General features: G+C 57.0%; 11 protein-coding genes. 5 read left to right on the top strand and 6 right to left on the bottom strand.

Features of this window, described 5'->3' with window-relative positions; genetic code table 11:
* Positions 1 to 24 precede the first annotated feature (24 nt).
* The 3 genes from EHN06_RS07800 to EHN06_RS07810 all read right to left on the bottom strand — a co-directional run bounded on the left by EHN06_RS07800 (position 25) and on the right by EHN06_RS07810 (position 5833).
* A complete protein-coding gene (locus EHN06_RS07800) occupies positions 25 to 2181 on the bottom strand; it encodes a carboxy terminal-processing peptidase (RefSeq protein ID WP_127331732.1) in 2157 nt (718 codons plus the stop codon).
* Positions 2182 to 2440: 259 nt separating this feature from the next.
* Positions 2441 to 4591, bottom strand: a complete 2151-nt coding sequence (locus EHN06_RS07805) for a 3-hydroxyacyl-CoA dehydrogenase NAD-binding domain-containing protein (RefSeq protein ID WP_127331734.1) — start codon at positions 4589 to 4591, stop codon at positions 2441 to 2443.
* Between the two features lie 33 nt (positions 4592 to 4624).
* Positions 4625 to 5833: an acetyl-CoA C-acetyltransferase gene (locus EHN06_RS07810; protein WP_127331736.1), complete on the bottom strand. Its 1209-nt coding sequence runs from the start codon at positions 5831 to 5833 to the stop codon at positions 4625 to 4627.
* A gap of 187 nt (positions 5834 to 6020) precedes the next feature.
* Here EHN06_RS07810 and EHN06_RS07815 point away from each other — a divergent pair, with 187 nt between their 5' ends.
* Positions 6021 to 6284 (top strand): late competence development ComFB family protein, encoded by a 264-nt coding sequence (locus EHN06_RS07815; RefSeq protein WP_127331738.1) that lies wholly within the window; start codon positions 6021 to 6023, stop codon positions 6282 to 6284.
* Between the two features lie 39 nt (positions 6285 to 6323).
* On the opposite strand, the gene EHN06_RS07820 is transcribed toward EHN06_RS07815, so the two are convergent.
* On the bottom strand, positions 6324 to 8795 hold the full coding sequence (locus EHN06_RS07820) for a DUF349 domain-containing protein (protein ID WP_127331740.1): 2472 nt from the start codon (positions 8793 to 8795) through the stop codon (positions 6324 to 6326).
* 205 nt (positions 8796 to 9000) lie between these two features.
* On the opposite strand from EHN06_RS07820, the gene EHN06_RS07825 reads away from it, so the two are divergent.
* Complete coding sequence (locus EHN06_RS07825; protein ID WP_127331742.1) at positions 9001 to 9480, top strand: regulatory protein RecX; 480 nt, start codon at positions 9001 to 9003, stop codon at positions 9478 to 9480.
* Between the two features lie 15 nt (positions 9481 to 9495).
* Here EHN06_RS07825 and mltF read toward each other — a convergent pair whose 3' ends face one another.
* Positions 9496 to 10995, bottom strand: a complete 1500-nt coding sequence (mltF, locus tag EHN06_RS07830; RefSeq protein ID WP_416332552.1) for a membrane-bound lytic murein transglycosylase MltF — start codon at positions 10993 to 10995, stop codon at positions 9496 to 9498.
* 351 nt (positions 10996 to 11346) lie between these two features.
* Here mltF and purL point away from each other — a divergent pair, with 351 nt between their 5' ends.
* Positions 11347 to 15252, top strand: a complete 3906-nt coding sequence (gene purL, locus EHN06_RS07835) for a phosphoribosylformylglycinamidine synthase (RefSeq protein WP_127331746.1) — start codon at positions 11347 to 11349, stop codon at positions 15250 to 15252.
* A gap of 437 nt (positions 15253 to 15689) precedes the next feature.
* Complete coding sequence (locus EHN06_RS07840) at positions 15690 to 16001, top strand: YqfO family protein (RefSeq protein ID WP_127331748.1); 312 nt, start codon at positions 15690 to 15692, stop codon at positions 15999 to 16001.
* Between the two features lie 6 nt (positions 16002 to 16007).
* Here EHN06_RS07840 and EHN06_RS07845 read toward each other — a convergent pair whose 3' ends face one another.
* The gene (locus EHN06_RS07845; RefSeq protein WP_127331750.1) at positions 16008 to 16556 is read right to left on the bottom strand and encodes an NUDIX hydrolase; all 549 of its coding nucleotides are present in this window, start codon (positions 16554 to 16556) and stop codon (positions 16008 to 16010) included.
* 99 nt (positions 16557 to 16655) lie between these two features.
* Between EHN06_RS07845 and EHN06_RS07850 the strand changes: the two genes are divergently transcribed.
* Entirely contained in the window at positions 16656 to 17261 is a 606-nt protein-coding gene (locus EHN06_RS07850) for an NUDIX hydrolase (protein ID WP_127331752.1), read from the top strand.

Consider the following 17261-nt stretch of genomic DNA (forward strand, 5'->3'; position numbering starts at 1 on the left):
TTAGTCCGGCACCAGGCGTTGGTTTCAGCGCGCCTGAGCAGTGATTTGCCTGGGATTCAGGATGGACGCCATGCGCTGATCCAGCTCAAGCATATCGGCCATGATATGGCCACCCTCGCGGATGATGAAGTCGAGTTCCTCGTCGGTGTTGTTGAGATCCGCCGCCTGGATATCCTGCCAGTCATCCAGTTCTTCCAGTGTGTCGAACGGCTCTTCACCACGGAGCTCGCGGCGTGCGTTGGCGATGGTCAGGCGGGTGCGTTCGATCTGGGACTGGTGCTCTTTGCGCTGATCGTGGTTGAGGCTGACCGATTCCAACTGCCGCTGTTCCTTCAGGAAATCGATTTCCTGCTGCAGCAAGCGGAATTCCGGATTGGTTTCGAACCGTTCTTCATGGCGCTGGCGCAGTTCGTCGATAACGCCGCTGAAGTCGAAATAACGGGCATGGGGCACCGCTTCAATCTGATCCCAGGGCAGGGCATGGTCCAGTGCGTCCTCTCCGATGCGGGTCTTGTCGACGCGGGAAGGAATCTCGATGTCGGGAATGACGCCCTTGTGTTGGGTGGAGCCGCCAGATACCCGGTAGAACTTGGACTGGGTGATTTTCAACTGGCCATGGTTCAGCGGACGTACCGCCTGTACGGTGCCCTTACCGAAGGTCTGGGAACCCACCACCAGGCCACGACCGTAATCCTGAATGGCGCCAGCGAAAATTTCGGAGGCAGACGCACTCATACGGTTTACCAGTACCACCAGTGGTCCGTCATAGGCAACTGACGGATCCTGGTCGGTCAGAACCTGAACGTCGTTGTTGGCGTTGCGGATCTGCACCGTGGGGCCCTGGTCAATAAACAGGCCCACCAGGTCGTTGGCTTCGTGCAACGCGCCGCCGCCATTGTTACGCAGGTCCATCACCACCCCGTCTACACCGTCCGCCTTCAACTCTTCAATCAGCTTGCGGACATCGCGGGTGGTGCTCTTGTAATTGGGATCGCCTGCTTGCATGGCCTGGAAGTCGGCATAGAAAGTCGGGATGTTGATGACGCCAATCTGGTATTTCTGACCGCCACGCTCGAGCTCGATGATGTCCTTGCTGGCGCTTTGCTCCTCCAGTTTGACCTTGTCGCGCTGGATGGCAATGGTCTTGGTAACGGTTTCGTCAGCGGCGTTGGCGGGAATGACTTCGAGAGTCACGGTGGATTCCCGGGGACCGCGTATCAGATCGACCACTTCATCCAGGCGCCAGCCAATGACGTTGACCGGCTTTTCTTCATCTTCCTGGGTTACCGACACAATACGGTCTGCCGGTTGTAACTGCCCCTGTTTGGCTGCGGGGCCGCCCGGAACCAGCCTGACCACCTTGGTGTATTCATTATCGGCCTGTAGAACCGCGCCAATGCCCTCCAGGGACAGGCTCATATTGATATTGAAGTTCTCGGAGGTGCGCGGCGAGAAGTATGAGGTGTGGGGGTCCCACATGCCGGCAAAGGCATTCATATAGGCCTGGAACGCGTCCTCACTGCGGGCCTGGTAGGCGCGCTTGAGCTGGCCTTCGTAGCGTTGACGCAAGCTCTCTTCGATGGCTTCGTCGTCGGAGCCGTTCAGCCGCTGCGCCAGCACAGCGTTCTTGACCCGTTTCACCCAGAGCTCGTCCAGCGCCGCTTTGTTGGGTTCCCACTCTGCCTCGGAGCGGTCCAGGCGAATGGTTTCCTCGGTATCGAAGTTCAGGTTATCGATGCCCTGGTCAATGAGCGACAGGGCGAAGTTGAGACGTTCAATCATCCGTTGCTGGACCAGATTGTAAATGTCAAAACCGGGTTGGAGTTGCCCCGTCTTCAGGGCAGACCCGAGCCCCATGCGGATAGTCGAGAATTTCCGGATGTCTTCCTGGGTGAGGTATATCCGTTGGCCGTCCAGGTAGTCCAGATAGGCATCGAAAACGTCACCAGAGAGCGAGTCATCGATGCCGAGATTCCGGAAATGGGTGAACTGAAGCTGGCGGGCGATCAGTATATTGGCGCGCGCCTGTTCTACCGTGGGTGTGACAGGCTCGTACTGTGCGTCCCGATCGATAGCGCCAGAGACTGAGAATGGCATGGCCAGCATCAGGGCGAGGGCGATGCCTTTGGCCATCGGCCGGGCTTGCAGGTTTCTGGTGATCAATCGTTGCGCGATGCTCATAAACGTTTTACCTGACGGTGCATGGCAATACAGAGTTGCCTGGCGGGTAAGTTGCGTGGGTAGGTCCCCATGGAACAGATACGCCTGACCGGTATCGCCGGATTTGGCTAATAAATTTATTGTAGGCAAGCGTACAGGCGGTTGCCATAGCCCCGACGTATCGGTTCGTGACAATCTGTCCATGATGTGGGCAGGTTTGTAGTCAGATCAGGAGAGAGCAGAGTGTGGCGGGGGCCTTGCAGCCCCCGCCGTGCGCTGGTTACGAGAACAGAGTGTTGGTTTCGGCTTTTTCCAGCAGCAGTGCCGGAGGGGCAAAGCGGTCACCGTACTGATCCGTGAGTTCTTTGGCCCGTTCCGCGAAGGCCCTCACGCCATACTGGTTGATGAACTGAATGGCGCCACCGGTCCAGGGCGCGTAACCAATGCCGAAGATGCTGCCGATGTTGGCATCTTCCACGGTTTTGAGCACTCCTTCTTCCAGGCAGCGGACCGTCTCAATGGCCTGAATGAACAGAATGCGATCCTTCAGGTCCTGGAGCTTCACAGCACTGGCCTTCTCGGTGTCTACGAACAGGTTTTCCAGTTCCGGCCAAAGGTATTTCTTGCCGTTGGTGGGGTACTCATAAAACCCTGCGCCAGCGGCTTTACCCTTACGATTGTGGGTATCCACCATCTGATCGATCACGGCCTCCGCCGGGTGGGGGTGCCAGGTGCCACCGGCGGCCTCGGTGTCTTTCTTGCTCTGTGCGCGGATATGCTGCATCAGGGTCAAGCTGACTTCATCGGAGATCGCCAGTGGTCCGACGGGCATACCGGCGAGAACACCCGCATTTTCGATGCTGGAAGGATGTACCCCCTCACCCAGCATGGAAATGCCTTCGTTCACGAAGGTGCCGAATACCCGGGAAGTGAAGAAGCCGCGGCTGTCGTTGACCACAATCGGGATCTTGCCGATCTGCTGGACGTAGTCGAATGCTCTTGCCAGCGTCTCATCGGAGGTCTTGGCCCCTACGATGATCTCCACCAGTTGCATCTTATCCACCGGCGAGAAGAAGTGCAGGCCAATAAAGTTGTCCGGCTTTGCGGAGGCTTCGGCCAACTGGGTAATCGGGATGGTCGATGTGTTGGATGCGAAAATGCCGTTGTTGATCAGTCTGGGCTCGGCTTCCTGGGTGACTTTGGCTTTCAGGTCACTGTCTTCAAAGACGGCTTCGATCACCAGGTCGCAACCCTCCAGGTCGTCGGCGGAATCCGTGGCCTTGATACGGCCCAGGATTTCGGCTTTCTGCTCTTCGGTCATGCGGCCCCGGCCGACCTTCTTGGCGAGTAGCTTTTCGGAGTAGTTTTTGCCTTTTTCGGCGTTATCCACCGATACGTCCTTGAGGACAACCTCAATGCCGCGGGTTGCGGTGGAATAGGCAATGCCGGCGCCCATCATTCCTGCACCCAGAACACCCACCTTTTTGAACGTTTCCTTTTCAACGCCCTCGGGACGGCTGCCGCCGGCGTTGATGGCATTCAGCTGGAACCAGAAAGTGCCGGTCATGTTCTTTGCCACCTGCCCAATGACCAGTTCGGCAAAGTATCGGGTTTCAATCAGACTGCCGTTATCGAAGTCCACCTGGGCGCCTTCCACGGCGGCGGAGAGGATGCGCTCCGGTGCTGGGTAGCAGCCCTTGGTCTTCTGCTTGAGCATGGCCGGGGCGATGGCCAGTTTCTGCGCCATGGCCGGATGGTGGGGCGCACCGCCGGGCAGCTTGAAGCCCTTTTGGTCCCACGGTTGCTGGCATTTGGGATTAGCTTCGATGAAGGCGCGGGCCTTGGTCATCATGTCGTCAGTGGAAGAAGCCAGTTCGTCGACAATACCGGCCTTCAGGGCCGCCTTGGGTTTGACCTTCTTGCCTTCCATCAGGAACGGAAACGCAGCTTCCAGACCAATCATCCGGGGGAGGCGTTGGGTGCCGCCACCGCCGGGCAGCAGGCCCAGGGTCACTTCGGGAAGGCCCAGTTGGATACTGTCATTGTCCAGGACAATGCGGTGATGGCAGGCCAGGGCAATCTCCAGACCGCCACCAAGCGCAGAGCCGTTAATGGCAGCAACAACCGGCTTGCCACAGGTTTCCAGTGCCCGCATTTCCGCTTTCAGGCCGTTGACCATGTCTTCGAAGGCCTGGGCATCGTCGCGGGTGACTTTGTGCAGCTCTTTCAGGTCACCGCCGGCGAAGAAGGTTTTCTTGGCGGATGTCACGATAACACCGCGAATGTTGTCGAGGTCTTCTTTGACCTTTGCGACGGTCTCGGTCAGCCCCTGGCGGAAGTCCGCATTCATGGTGTTGGCGGACTGGCCCGGCATATCAATGGTCAGGGTCAGAATCTGGTCTGAACCCAGGTCGTAATGGATGGCACTCATAATTCGGTTCTCCTGTCAGAAAAAGTGTCGGGCTCAGAGGCGTTCGATGATGGTGGCAATGCCCATACCGCCGCCCACGCACAGGGTGGCGAGACCGAAGCGCAGTTCACGGCGTTCCAGTTCATCGAGCAGGGTGCCCAGAATCATGGCGCCGGTGGCACCCAGCGGGTGGCCCATGGCGATGGCGCCGCCGTTGACGTTCACTTTTTCATCCGGAACTGAGAGTTCCTTCTGGAAGCGCATGACCACAGAGGCAAATGCTTCGTTCACTTCAAACAGGTCGATCTGGTCAACCGTCATGCCGGCCTTTTCCAGTGCTTTGCGGGTGGCGGGGGCAGGGCCGGTGAGCATGATGGTGGGATCGGTGCTGGTGACTGCCGTTGCCACAATGCGTGCCCGAGGTGTGAGACCCAGAGCCTTGCCCTTGGCTTCGCTGCCAATCAGCATGGCGGTAGCGCCGTCGACAATGCCGGAGGAGTTACCGGCATGGTGTACGTGGTTGATCTTCTCCACGTAGTGATATTTTTCCCGCGCAACACCATCGAAGCCCATTTCGCCCATCATCTGGAACGAGGGTTTGAGCCCTGCGAGTGATTCCACCGTGGTGTTGGCGCGAACCTGTTCATCGCGGTCCAGAATGACCACGCCGTTCTGATCAGTAACGGGAACGATGGATTTGACAAAATGGCCTTTTTCCCAGGCGTTGGCCGCTTTTTGTTGAGATTTCACTGCGAACCCGTCGACGTCTTCACGACTGAAACCTTCGATGGTTGCGATCAGATCGGCGCCAATGCCCTGGGGCATGAAGCCGGTGTGCAGGTTGGTGGCCGGGTCTGTTGCCCAGGCGCCGCCATCAGAGCCCATGGGCACGCGGGACATTGCCTCAACGCCGCCGGCGACGACCATATCTTCCCAGCCAGAACGCACTTTCATGGCTGCCAGGTTGACGGCTTCCAGGCCGGAAGCGCAAAAACGGTTAAGGGTAACGCCGGCCACTTTTTCATCCCAGTCGGCTGCCAGAGCCGCTGTCTTGGCAATGTCCGCGCCCTGGTCGCCAACGGCGGTGACACACCCCATCACGATATCGTCTACCTGGGAGGTATCCAGGCTGTTTCTCTCCTGCAGGGCGTTGAGGACGGTCGTCAGCAGCGTGATGGGTTTGACGCTGTGCAGGGAGCCGTCTTTCTTGCCGCGCCCCCGGGGGGTGCGTACTGCATCGAAGATATACGCTTCGGTGGTCATTGCTATTCCTCTGGTGGTTATTGTTTCGGGACGATGGTCCGATGTACTAACCATAGCGGGTTGCAGGTGCCGCGGGTAATGACGCCGGCTGCCAATCGCATTGGCGAAACTGCTCATGATGTCCATGACAAGCTAGCAAGTGGCATCTATGGTTTAAACACAGGCCTAGGTAAACGGGAGGGTGAGGATGTCCCTGAGAGACGGAATCGATAATTTCTACGAACGGCTGGTAGTGGATGCGATTGATGCCACCCGGCTGGACTCCGACACCACCGACTTTCTGACCGATGTGATGTGCGTAGCGCTCAACCGGTTGCCAACACGCTATTACCGCCATTCCATCGATATGATGTTTTATCTGGGCGATGACGAACTGAAAGGCATGAAACAAAAATCCCTGGCCGCCGTTAAGGAGGCCAGGGATTTCGTGGAGAGCCATCAGCGGAACTAAAGGCCATCAGCGGAACCAAGGGCCTTTAGCAGACAGCCCTCAACGGAGCATTGCAGAAATCGCCTGGTTGAGGCGGGCAGCCAATTGGCTGTCCAGCGCTTCCTGCGGCTGCTGTAAGCACCAGTTTGCCACCAGCAATTCCAGTTGACGGTTCTTGTCAGTATCCGTACCGCCTGAGTTCCCCATACCATCAGCCAGACGTTGAACCTGAATCTCCATTCGCCGTCCCTGTTCCGAATCCGGGGAGGGTGAGCCGGTCAGGATCTCGGCGCGAATGACCAGTTCCCTGGCGTCCATGGCCTCCAACTCGCTGGTCAGCGAGGACCATGACGCCGGAATGCCAGCGGTGTCCAGGTTTCCGTCCAGCCGGGCCTGGATGTGCGTTTGCCAGGATTGCACTTTGTCCCTGATTTTCAGGGATTCCAGCCTCTCGCTTAATCTGCGTTTTTCATGTGTTATGCGCTCCCGAACCTGCGGGGAAACAGGCTCCGACGCAATGGTTTTGAGGTCAGCCAGAGCATTCTCAATGACGCTGGCATCAGGCTCATCGTTGTTCACAGCCTGGCATGGCGCGAGTACGGTTTCCGCTCGTTTGTCTGCCTCCCGGGTAGCTTCCTGTTGTTCCGATTTCCGGGCATCGCGACGCGCAAAGATTTCGTCGCAGGCTTTGCGGAAAGCCTGCCATAGTTTGCGGTCTTCCCGGTGTCTTGTAATGCCGATCTGTTTCCATTCGGTTTGCAGTGCCTTGGCCCGGTCCATCGCTTCTGTTAACGGCTCATGGCTGATCAGGGCGTTGGCACGTTCGACGATGTCCTGCTTCAGTGCTTCGTTCTTCTGACGTTCGGCATCCAGCGGGGATTCCAGCTTTTTCAGCAAGCTGTCAAACCGTTTCTGTACCGGGCGATTATCGCGAAACTCAATGGGCCAGGCTGCTTTCCATTCCTGACGTGCGGTTTGGTGAATACGTTCGGCCGATTTCCAGTCGATAGTGGACCAGTCTGCGTTGTTGAGAAAGGTTTCCAGTTCCTCACAGATTGCCTTCCGTTTCTCCAGATTGGCCTGCTTGAGGCCGGATTTTGCGGAGAAATAGGCCTTGCACGGTTCGTAAGCCTTGTCCGAGGCAGCCTTGAAACGGCTCCACAGTGCCCGGTCAGACGATCCGCCCAGTTCTCGCCATTCATTCTGGAGTTCATGGATGCGCTCAGCCTTGGCTTCCGGCTCCATCGGCTGGTTCGCCAGATATTCCATCTGTTCACACAGGGCGATCTGTTTGGGTTCCGTTGCAAAACCCTGCCAATCCGTCAGTTCCCTGAGTTGGCCGCCCAGTAACTGCATACGCGACTGGAAAGGTTTGCCGTGCCGGTGGTCCAGTTCCTTGAGTTGATGCTGGGCGTGTTTGAACAGCTGCCTGGACTCCTTGAGTTGCTTTGCTTCCAGCGCCGCATCCAGTTTTTGAAGGGTGGTCTTGAGGGTCTCAACCTGTTGTTTCTGTTCCTGGTTGTCACGCTTCGGGGGCGTGTTCGCCCTTGCGGCACCTGCGATCTTGTAGGCAGCCTCCAGTTGCGCAGGCCGGCTGAACTCTTCCGGCCATTCAACAGCCTTGATCAGTTCCCGGGCACTGTTTTGCACGCTTTCATCCCCAGGCTGGGCCTCTGCCATGGTGGACAGTTCATCCTTATGCTGGGCCAGTCGTTTCAGCGCTGCTATGTAATGACGGAGCGGCTGCATCCGGTTCTCGTAGGCTTTCTGTTCGTGCTTTTCAACCGCTGTCTCCCGAGTGGCTTCCAGCCAGCGGTTTTCCTGGGTCTTCTGTAGCGCATCCAGCGAGGCCAGCGAGGGGATCTGATCCGGTGAGTGTTGGCGGAGCTCATCCAGCGTCGTTTGCAGCAGCTCAAGGGTTTCCGCCCGTTGCTTCTGCTGTTCCTGCTGCCGGATCGCCTGTTCGGCTTCGGATTTCAGTTGCTCAACCCTTTCCCGACAACGGCGTACCGCCTCCAGGAAGTCCGTGGTTTGCTCTGTCGAGGCCTCCTTTTCAACCTCTGACCATTGTTTCAGCAGGGTGTCCAGGCGCGCTTCATACAGCTTGGTGTCCTCGCTGCGAGCCTGGTCCCGAGCCTGGGCTACCAGAGTCCCGATTCGTTCCCGGGTTTTTTGCTGCTGCTCCTCCTTGCTGCGGATGTCCTGCAAGGTCTGGCGGACAAGTTGATACACTGTTTTGTCACGGCCTTTGGCTTCTTTCTGAACCCGTTGCAAGCGGGCTTTGTCTGTGAGCTGTCGGGCCGCTTCGCTCCGGATATCCGCGGTTAATCCACCGATGGCCAGTTTTTCCAGTTGTTCACCGGTAGGGGCATTGGCCAGTTGCTGCTGCTGTTCCGCGCGCTGTTCTTTTCTGGGGTCCACGTCCGGAGCGTCCACTTGCGGGGAGAGTGCGGGTTTTGCCGTACCCGGTGTCGCTCCCGACTTGCCGGTGGATTTACGGTTCTTGAACAGTTTCTGGATGAATGCAGCCATCAGGGTATCCTTGAATATTGAAACCAGTTCCCGGTGTGGGGCACAGTGTGCCGGCACCGACCATCGGCGTCCCAAAACAGGGGCCGGAGAAGTCAGCGGGCTGCGGGATATCGCAGCCGCTTTGGTACAGGGGGGCAGTGCCCCGCCTGGTTAGCCAGAGGGGCACTAGTCTAGCGTTTTGTTCGTGTTTGCGGGAAGGGTCAGAATGGCAAAACAGGAAAATCCGGATGATCAGGAATACAAAGCCCGTTCGGCTGCGTTGCGCCTGTTGGCCCGACGAGAGCATAGCAGGGTGGAACTCAGCCTGAAGCTGCGGCAGCGGAAGATTGAAAAAGGGATCATCGACCGGGTACTGGATGACTATGAAGCGGAAGGGTGGCTGGATGACGACCGCTTTGCCGATATCTATGCCCGTCAGCGCATGGATCTCGGTTACGGTCCGTTGCGCATTCTCGCGGAACTCCAGCAACGGGGCGTCCATCGCACCCCGGCCTGCGTCGGTGAAATGGATGACGGTGACTGGTCGGAGATGGCCATCCGGTTACGTGTAAAGCGTTTTGGGGGCATGGATATCCGTGAAGACTGGGAAGAGAAAGTGAGGCAGGCGCGATTCCTGACACGCCGTGGATTTGCTGCTGGCCATGTTGAAGCTGCGCTCGAGCATGTGGAGCCCGACAACGGGTAGCATGGGAACAGGATATTACAGAGTGGGAGGGATCATGCCCAATTCCCGCGGCAACATCGCACGCATGTCGCCATCGGAAGTTGGCCCTGTTTCATTCTCACCGCCTTCGGCACCCTCCAGTTCCACGAACCAGGGTTCTTTCGGTGCGGAGCGATCCTCTTCAGGCTCGGTCATCCAGGCCAGGACATCGTAATATCGACGGATATTCTGCACATAGATCACCGGCTCGTGCCCACGGGCGTATCCGTATCGGGTCTTGGAGTACCATTCCTTCTGGGCCAGCAGTGGCAGGAATTCCTTGACGTCCATCCAGCGGTCCGGGTTCCTCCCGGCGTCCTCGGTCAACCTCCTGGCATCCTCCAGATGACCAAATCCGACATTATAGGAAGCCAATGCAAACCACGTCCGATCCGGCTCGGGAATACGTTCAGGGATCTGGCGGTGTACGAGGGTGAGGTACTTTGCACCGCCCTGGATACTTTCCTCCGGATCCAGGCGGTTGTTGATGCCTATCTGACCTGCGGTGCTCCGGGTCAGCATCATCAGTCCCCGAACTCCGGTAGGGGAAACTGCGTTCGGCCTCCAGTGGGACTCCTGGTAGCCGATAGCTGCCAGTAACCGCCAATCGATACCATAATCAGCCGCGTAACTGCGGAACAGATCCTCATATTTGGGCAGGCGATTATTGACGTGATGGACGAAGGTGCGGGCACCTACGTAATTGAGGCGATCAAGATGGCCATAAAACCGTTCCGCGAGCTGGGCGAGTGTGCCGTTATCCCGAAGTTGCTCAAGGAATTCCCGGGCAGCCGAGGTCAGTGAATCGTCCTGTTCTGCGGGGAATAGCCAGGCCAACTCCTCGGGTTCCCCCAGAGAAAATGATTCTTTCACTTGCGGGAAGTAAACGTGGTTGAGGTCCAGTTCGTTTGAAGACACGACGGCTGTGGAAAACTCACCGGATTCCACCCGTGCCAGGATGCCGGCCGCGTCCAGCGCGGTGTGAACCTGCCACTGCAGGTCGGGATACTCTGCCCGGAGTGTCTTCAAATGGTGTTCATGATTGCTGTCGGCCACCAGGTGCAGTGTGGTACCGGTAAGGTCTTCCACGGTTTCCGGGCGTTCGGTGCCACGATGGTAGACTACGACGGACTCTGCCTGAATGCCTGTTGGGAGCGCATGGTATTTGTCGGCCAGTTCGGGGCGATTTGACAGGCCTGCCAGCCCGATATGGGCAAAGTTGCGATCGAGTACTGAGAGAATTTCTGTATTGTTCTCGACCACACGAACTCTCAGCTCGACACCAAGCTCTTCCGCAAACCGTTTGGCGAGCTCATAGTCATAGCCGGTGATGCCGTCCCGGCCCTCGAAATAGATAGAAGGGGCGGTGCGGGTAATAATATGTAGTACACCTTCCGAGCGGATCTCCTGCAGTGTGGTTGGCCTGGAGCACCCGCTTGAAATGATCACAAAGATAGAAGGTAGCAGCCAGTGTAAAGCGTGGCTGGTGAAATACAGTCTGAGTTTTGACAAATCCCTGGTCTCCCCTGGAACTGCTGCAGGACCCTGAGTGTACGACGAACCCGCGTTTGGCTGATCATTGATCAGTGCGGATCGATCCGGGTTCATACTTGATGGTGGCGTCCGTTGCCACAGAACCATGATCCCCGGTCCAGTTGGGCTGGTCAATAAACGTGACCAATTTTTATGCAAAACAATGTCAATTGTACATGGCCGTAATTACACGTGTGGCGCTGTATCCCTGCCACGCTTTCAAGTATCATGGCGGCCTTTCAGATGGCCGGGTGCCTACTGCCAGTTCTGGCAGGCGCCCTGACTTCCCAGTTTCGCGCGATACAGGTTTCTATCATGCTTGAACTTCGCGGCGCTCCAGCGCTTTCGCCTTTCCGCTCCAGCAAATTGCACGCTCGCCTCCGGGACGTGGTGCCCGAAGTTGAGCACGTCTATGCCGAGTTCATGCACTTTACCGATCTGGAGCTTGAGCTTTCCGAATCCGAACAGGCGATTCTGGATCGATTACTGACCTACGGCCCCAGTGTCCCGGTGGAAGAGCCGGAAGGGGTTCTGTTTCTGGTGGTTCCACGCCCCGGTACCTTATCCCCCTGGTCGAGCAAGGCCACGGATATTGCGCGAAACTGTGGCTTGCGCCAGATTCGGCGCATCGAGCGGGGCATTGCCTATTATGTTCGGGCCAATCGCAAGCTGAACCTGGAACAGCGCGAGAAAATTGCCGCCCTCCTGCATGATCGGATGACCCAAAAGGTATTCCATGAGATGGGCGGGGCGGAGCTGCTGTTCAGTCAAGAGGAGCCTCGCCTGTTGAATCGTATTCCGGTGCTGGCCGGTGGTCGCGATGCCTTGGTGGAAGCGAACCAGTCCCTGGGCCTGGCGCTGGCTGACGATGAGATCGATTACCTGGTGAAATCGTTCACAGAACTGGAGCGTGATCCCACCGACGTAGAGCTCATGATGTTCGCTCAGGCGAATTCCGAACACTGTCGTCACAAGATCTTCAACGCTTCCTGGGATATTGACGGGGAAGGGCAGGAAAAGTCCCTGTTCGCGATGATTCGCAACACCTATGAGATGAACAGTGAAGGTGTGCTGTCTGCCTATAAGGATAATGCGTCGGTCATCCGTGGCAGCCGTGGTGGCCGCTTCTTCCCGGACCCGGAAACCGGTGTTTACGGGTACAACGAGGAAGACATCCACATTCTGATGAAGGTGGAAACCCACAACCACCCCACGGCCATTGCGCCTGCTGCCGGTGCTGCAACTGGATCCGGTGGCGAAATCCGGGACGAAGGTGCAACCGGGCGAGGTTCGAAACCGAAGGCCGGGCTGACCGGTTTCACGGTCTCAAACCTGAATATCCCTGGCGATCCACAGCCTTGGGAAATCGGTTACGGCAAGCCGGATCGTATTGCCTCGCCACTGGATATCATGATCGAAGGGCCCATTGGTGGCGCCGCGTTTAACAATGAGTTCGGCCGTCCTAACCTGGCTGGCTATTTCCGCACCTTTGAAGAGCAAGTGCCGGGAGCGGCCGGCGAGGAAGTCCGTGGTTACCACAAGCCGATCATGATTGCCGGCGGCCTTGGCAACATTCGTGGTGAACATGTGGAGAAGGGGCATATCCCGGTCGGAGCCAAGCTGATTGTTCTCGGTGGTCCGTCGATGTTGATCGGCCTCGGCGGCGGGGCCGCCTCCTCCATGGACTCCGGTACCAGCAGCGAAAACCTGGATTTCGCCTCGGTTCAGCGTGACAACCCTGAAATGGAGCGCCGTTGCCAGGAAGTGATTGACCGCTGCTGGCAAATGGGTGAGAAAAACCCCATTGCCTTCATCCACGATGTTGGTGCCGGGGGCCTGTCCAATGCCATGCCGGAGCTGGTGAAAGATGGCGGCCGTGGCGGCAAGTTTGAGTTGCGGGATATTCCCAGCGATGAGCCGGGCATGTCCCCGCTCGAGATCTGGTGTAACGAATCCCAGGAACGTTATGTCTTGGCGGTTGCTGCCGAGAACCTTGAGCAGTTTGACGCGTTGTGCCGTCGCGAACGTTGCCCCTACGCGGTTATCGGTGAAGCTACGGAAGCACACCATCTGGAACTGGGTGATTCCTATTTCGACGACAAGCCGGTGGATCTTCCCATGGAAGTGCTGTTCGGCAAGCCACCCCGTATGCACCGCAGTGTTTCCCGGTCTTCGTTTACCAAGCCAATATTCGAATCTTCAAAGATTGACCTGAACGATGCCATCAAGCGTGTGCTGCGGTTGCCGTCCGTGGGCTCAAAGAGCTTCCTGATCACCATCGGTGATCGAACTATTACTGGTCTGGTAGCCCGTGATCAGATGGTGGGGCCGTGGCAGGTGCCGGTCAGTGATGTGGCCGTGACTGCCAGCTCCTTCGATGTCCGCACCGGTGAAGCCATGGCCATGGGTGAAAGAACCCCTGTGGCGGTCATTGATGCTCCGGCTTCCGGCCGGATGGCCGTGGGTGAGGTGATCACAAACCTTGCGGCGGCACGGATTGCGAATCTGTCAGATATTCGCCTGTCGGCAAACTGGATGGCTGCTGCCGGTCACCCGGGTGAGGACGAGAACCTGTACGAAACCGTTCGTGCGGTGGGTATGGAACTGTGTCCCGAACTGGGCATTACCATTCCGGTTGGTAAGGATTCCATGTCCATGAAAACCGTCTGGGATGAGGACAATGGGGAGCAGAAGAGCGTGACATCGCCGCTGTCTCTTATCATCAGTGGTTTTGCACCCGTGACAGACGTTGCCCAAACGTTGACGCCGCAGCTGATCACAGATGCTGGCGACACCGATCTGATCCTGATTGATCTGGCTGCGGGCCAGAATCGCCTTGGTGGCTCAGCCCTGGCGCAGGTCTATCGCCAGGTGGGCGCCGTTGCGCCGGATCTGGACGATCCTGAAGACATCAAGGCTTTCTTTGCGGTGATTCAGGGACTCAACAGCGACAATAAGCTGCTGGCCTATCACGATCGCTCGGATGGCGGTTTGTTCGTGACTCTCGCGGAAATGAGCTTTGCGGGACGCACCGGTATCGATATCAAGCTGGATGGCCTGGCAGAGGAGGCCTCCCAGTTTGCCCGGGAGCTGTTCAACGAAGAACTCGGGGCTGTCATTCAGGTGCGCAGAGAGGACACCGACTTTGTCCTGCAACAGTTCTCTGGAGCCGGTCTTGGCGATCACACTTCGGTGATTGGCTCTTTGAGAGAGGATGACCGAGTCCGCTTTACTTTCGAGGGCACGGCAGTGGTTGATGAGTCGCGGACTGACTTGCAGCGGCTGTGGGCGGAAACAAGCTATCGCGTTCAGTCCCTGCGCGATAATGCCGAATGCGCCCAGGAGGAGTTCGACAACCTGCTCGACAGGGAAGACCCCGGGCTCAGTGTCGAGCTCAGTTACGATATCAATGAGGATATAGCCGCCCCCTTTGTAAGCACCGGTGCCCGGCCCAAAGTCGCCGTGCTCAGGGAGCAGGGCGTCAATGGCCAGGTTGAAATGGCGGCGGCCTTTGACCGGGCCGGATTCGAATCGGTAGATGTTCATATGAGTGACCTGCTTTCCGGTCGTATTTCGCTGGAAAGCTTCAACAGCCTTGTGGCGTGCGGTGGCTTCTCTTATGGCGACGTGCTGGGAGCGGGCGAAGGCTGGGCCAAGTCCATCCTGTTCAGTGATCGCGTCAGGGATCAGTTTGCGGCATTCTTCAACCGTCAGGATACCCTGGCGCTGGGTGTTTGTAACGGCTGCCAGATGTTGTCCAATCTCCATGAACTGATTCCAGGCAGTGAGGGCTGGCCGCGTTTTGTGCGTAATCAGTCCGAGCAGTTTGAAGCGCGCCTGGTGATGGCTGAAGTCATGGCTTCTCCGTCCGCCTTTATGGATGGGATGGCGGGTTCAAGGATGCCGATAGCTGTTGCCCACGGGGAGGGCCGCATCGAGTTTGGTGGTGCAGCTTCCGCTGCAGCGTTGGAGGAAAACGAGCTGGTGGCCCTGAGGTATGTGGATAATCGTGGACAGGCGACTGTGCGTTATCCATATAACCCCAACGGCTCCGAGGCCGGCATTACCGGCGTAACCACGCGTGATGGCCGGGTGACGATCATGATGCCACACCCGGAGCGGGTCTTCCGGGCGGTTCAGCATTCCTGGCGTCCTGGTGAGTGGCAGGAGGATGGGCCTTGGATGCGGATGTTCCGCAATGCGCGTCGCTGGTTTGGCTGATCATTTCGCTTGAACGGGAACCGGCCAGAAGGGTTGTGAAACTGCAACTCCTCTGGCCGGTTTTTTTGTGCCTGCAGGCCTCAAATCTGTGCATAATTCAAGGGGAAATTCTCTCGAAAACGGCATTTTTTCTCTTGACTCGTTACTTTTATGCACACTGTTGGTGCCGTATTGTGTGATCCATGAGCAATTAGATGATTTTTGGTTCAACTTTTGTTCGACATTCGTAACTAGTTGAAATATATGGATTTAATTCTTTAGGTGAATTTGTCGCCAATTTAACGAAAGTGCAGTAATCACGGGGGATGAGAGCATGTTCCCAAAATCTTTCCCCAGAGTTATCCACAGATTCTGTGGGTAAGTGGGTAAATGCTTAATCTGTACAAAAAATATCCGACGCGGGCGGGTAAGATGATTCGTTTCGAGGAGTGAGGGCCATGTACAAGCTTTGTTATTTCGTTCCGGAAACACACCTGGAGAAAACCAAAGCGGCGTTATTTGAAGCCGGGGCGGGTCGCATTGGTGATTACGACTGCTGTGCCTGGCAATGCCGGGGGCAGGGACAGTTCCGTCCTTTGAGTGGCAGTCAGCCGTTTCTTGGTCAGCAGGGCGAGCTGGAAGTTGTGGATGAGTATAAGGTCGAGCTGGTCTGTAAAGATGAGCTTATCGGCAAGGCGCTGGAAGCATTCAAAAAGGCGCACCCCTATGAAGAGCCCGCCTACGAAGTCTATCGAATGGAGGCAATCTAGCGGGGCTTACCTGCGGGCTTTCATTGAGTAGCGAATGTCGCTGACATGTACCTGGAAGGATTCATTTCTCAGATCCTCCAGGTAGAGCTCCAGGGTTTTCCGGACCGTTGGAAATGAAATCTCGTCCCATGGGATGTCATCAAGATCGAACAACCGGGTTTCCAGGGATTCTTCGCCAGCCCCGTACGTACCATCAGTCAGTGTCGCGCGATAGAACATGTGTACCTGATTGATGTGGGGAACATCGATGATGGTGTAGAGGCCGTCAATGTTGACCTCTGCCAGTGCTTCTTCCCGGGTTTCCCGGGCAGCGGCTTCGATGGTGGTTTCCGCATTTTCCATGAAACCGGCTGGCAGGGTCCAGTAGCCGTAGCGAGGTTCAATGGCGCGTCGGCAAAGCAGAATGCGGCCTTCCCAAACGGGAACAGTGCCCGCAACGATACGGGGATTCTGGTAATGTATGGTTTCGCAGCTCACGCACACGTAGCGATGGCGGTTATCGCCCTGGGGAATTCGTTGTTCAACAGGATGGCCGCATGTGCTGCAGTATTTCATGGGTTTCACCGTATACTTATATAAAATGTTTGGTAGCAAGTTTAACGATCTGTGCTGCCGCTGTCTCATTCAATAGCCAGTCGTAAATGGAGCAGGGTTTTGCACGATCTCCTTAAAGAACGACTTGCCGGGTATGCGCCTCGCCAACTGGCGCTGGATTACCCGGAGGCCGGAATTCTTGTGCCGGTCACGGACAATAACCGTAATCCGGAAATGGTGTTTACGCTACGATCGGCCAACCTTAATACCCATCGTGGCCAAGTGGCATTCCCCGGTGGGAAGCGGGATGTGACGGATCCCTCCCTGGCAGCAACTGCGCTCAGGGAAACACATGAAGAGATCGGTTTGCCGCCCGACCAGGTTCGGGTGGTTGCGCCCCTCAGTCAGGTGATGTCCCGTTATGGCATACTCGTCACACCCTACGTTGGCGTTATTCCTGGCGATCATCCGTTAACCGCCAATCCCCACGAAATCGAGAGCATCTTCCGTGTCCCCCTGGAATTTTTCCTGGAGGACAAGCGGGAACGTACGGATGCACTCGACTTTCTGAATCATACTTTTTATGTTCCATGCTACCGATGGGAGCGCTATGAGATCTGGGGGTTGTCGGCCGTGGTCCTGGTCGATTTCCTCAATGCTGTATACGACGTCGGTATTGATCTTCTTGAGCCGCCGGTTCCCAAAACTTCCCGCACAGGAGGCTGA

It is taken from the genome of Marinobacter sp. NP-4(2019) (genome assembly GCF_003994855.1).
Lineage (GTDB): Bacteria > Pseudomonadota > Gammaproteobacteria > Pseudomonadales > Oleiphilaceae > Marinobacter.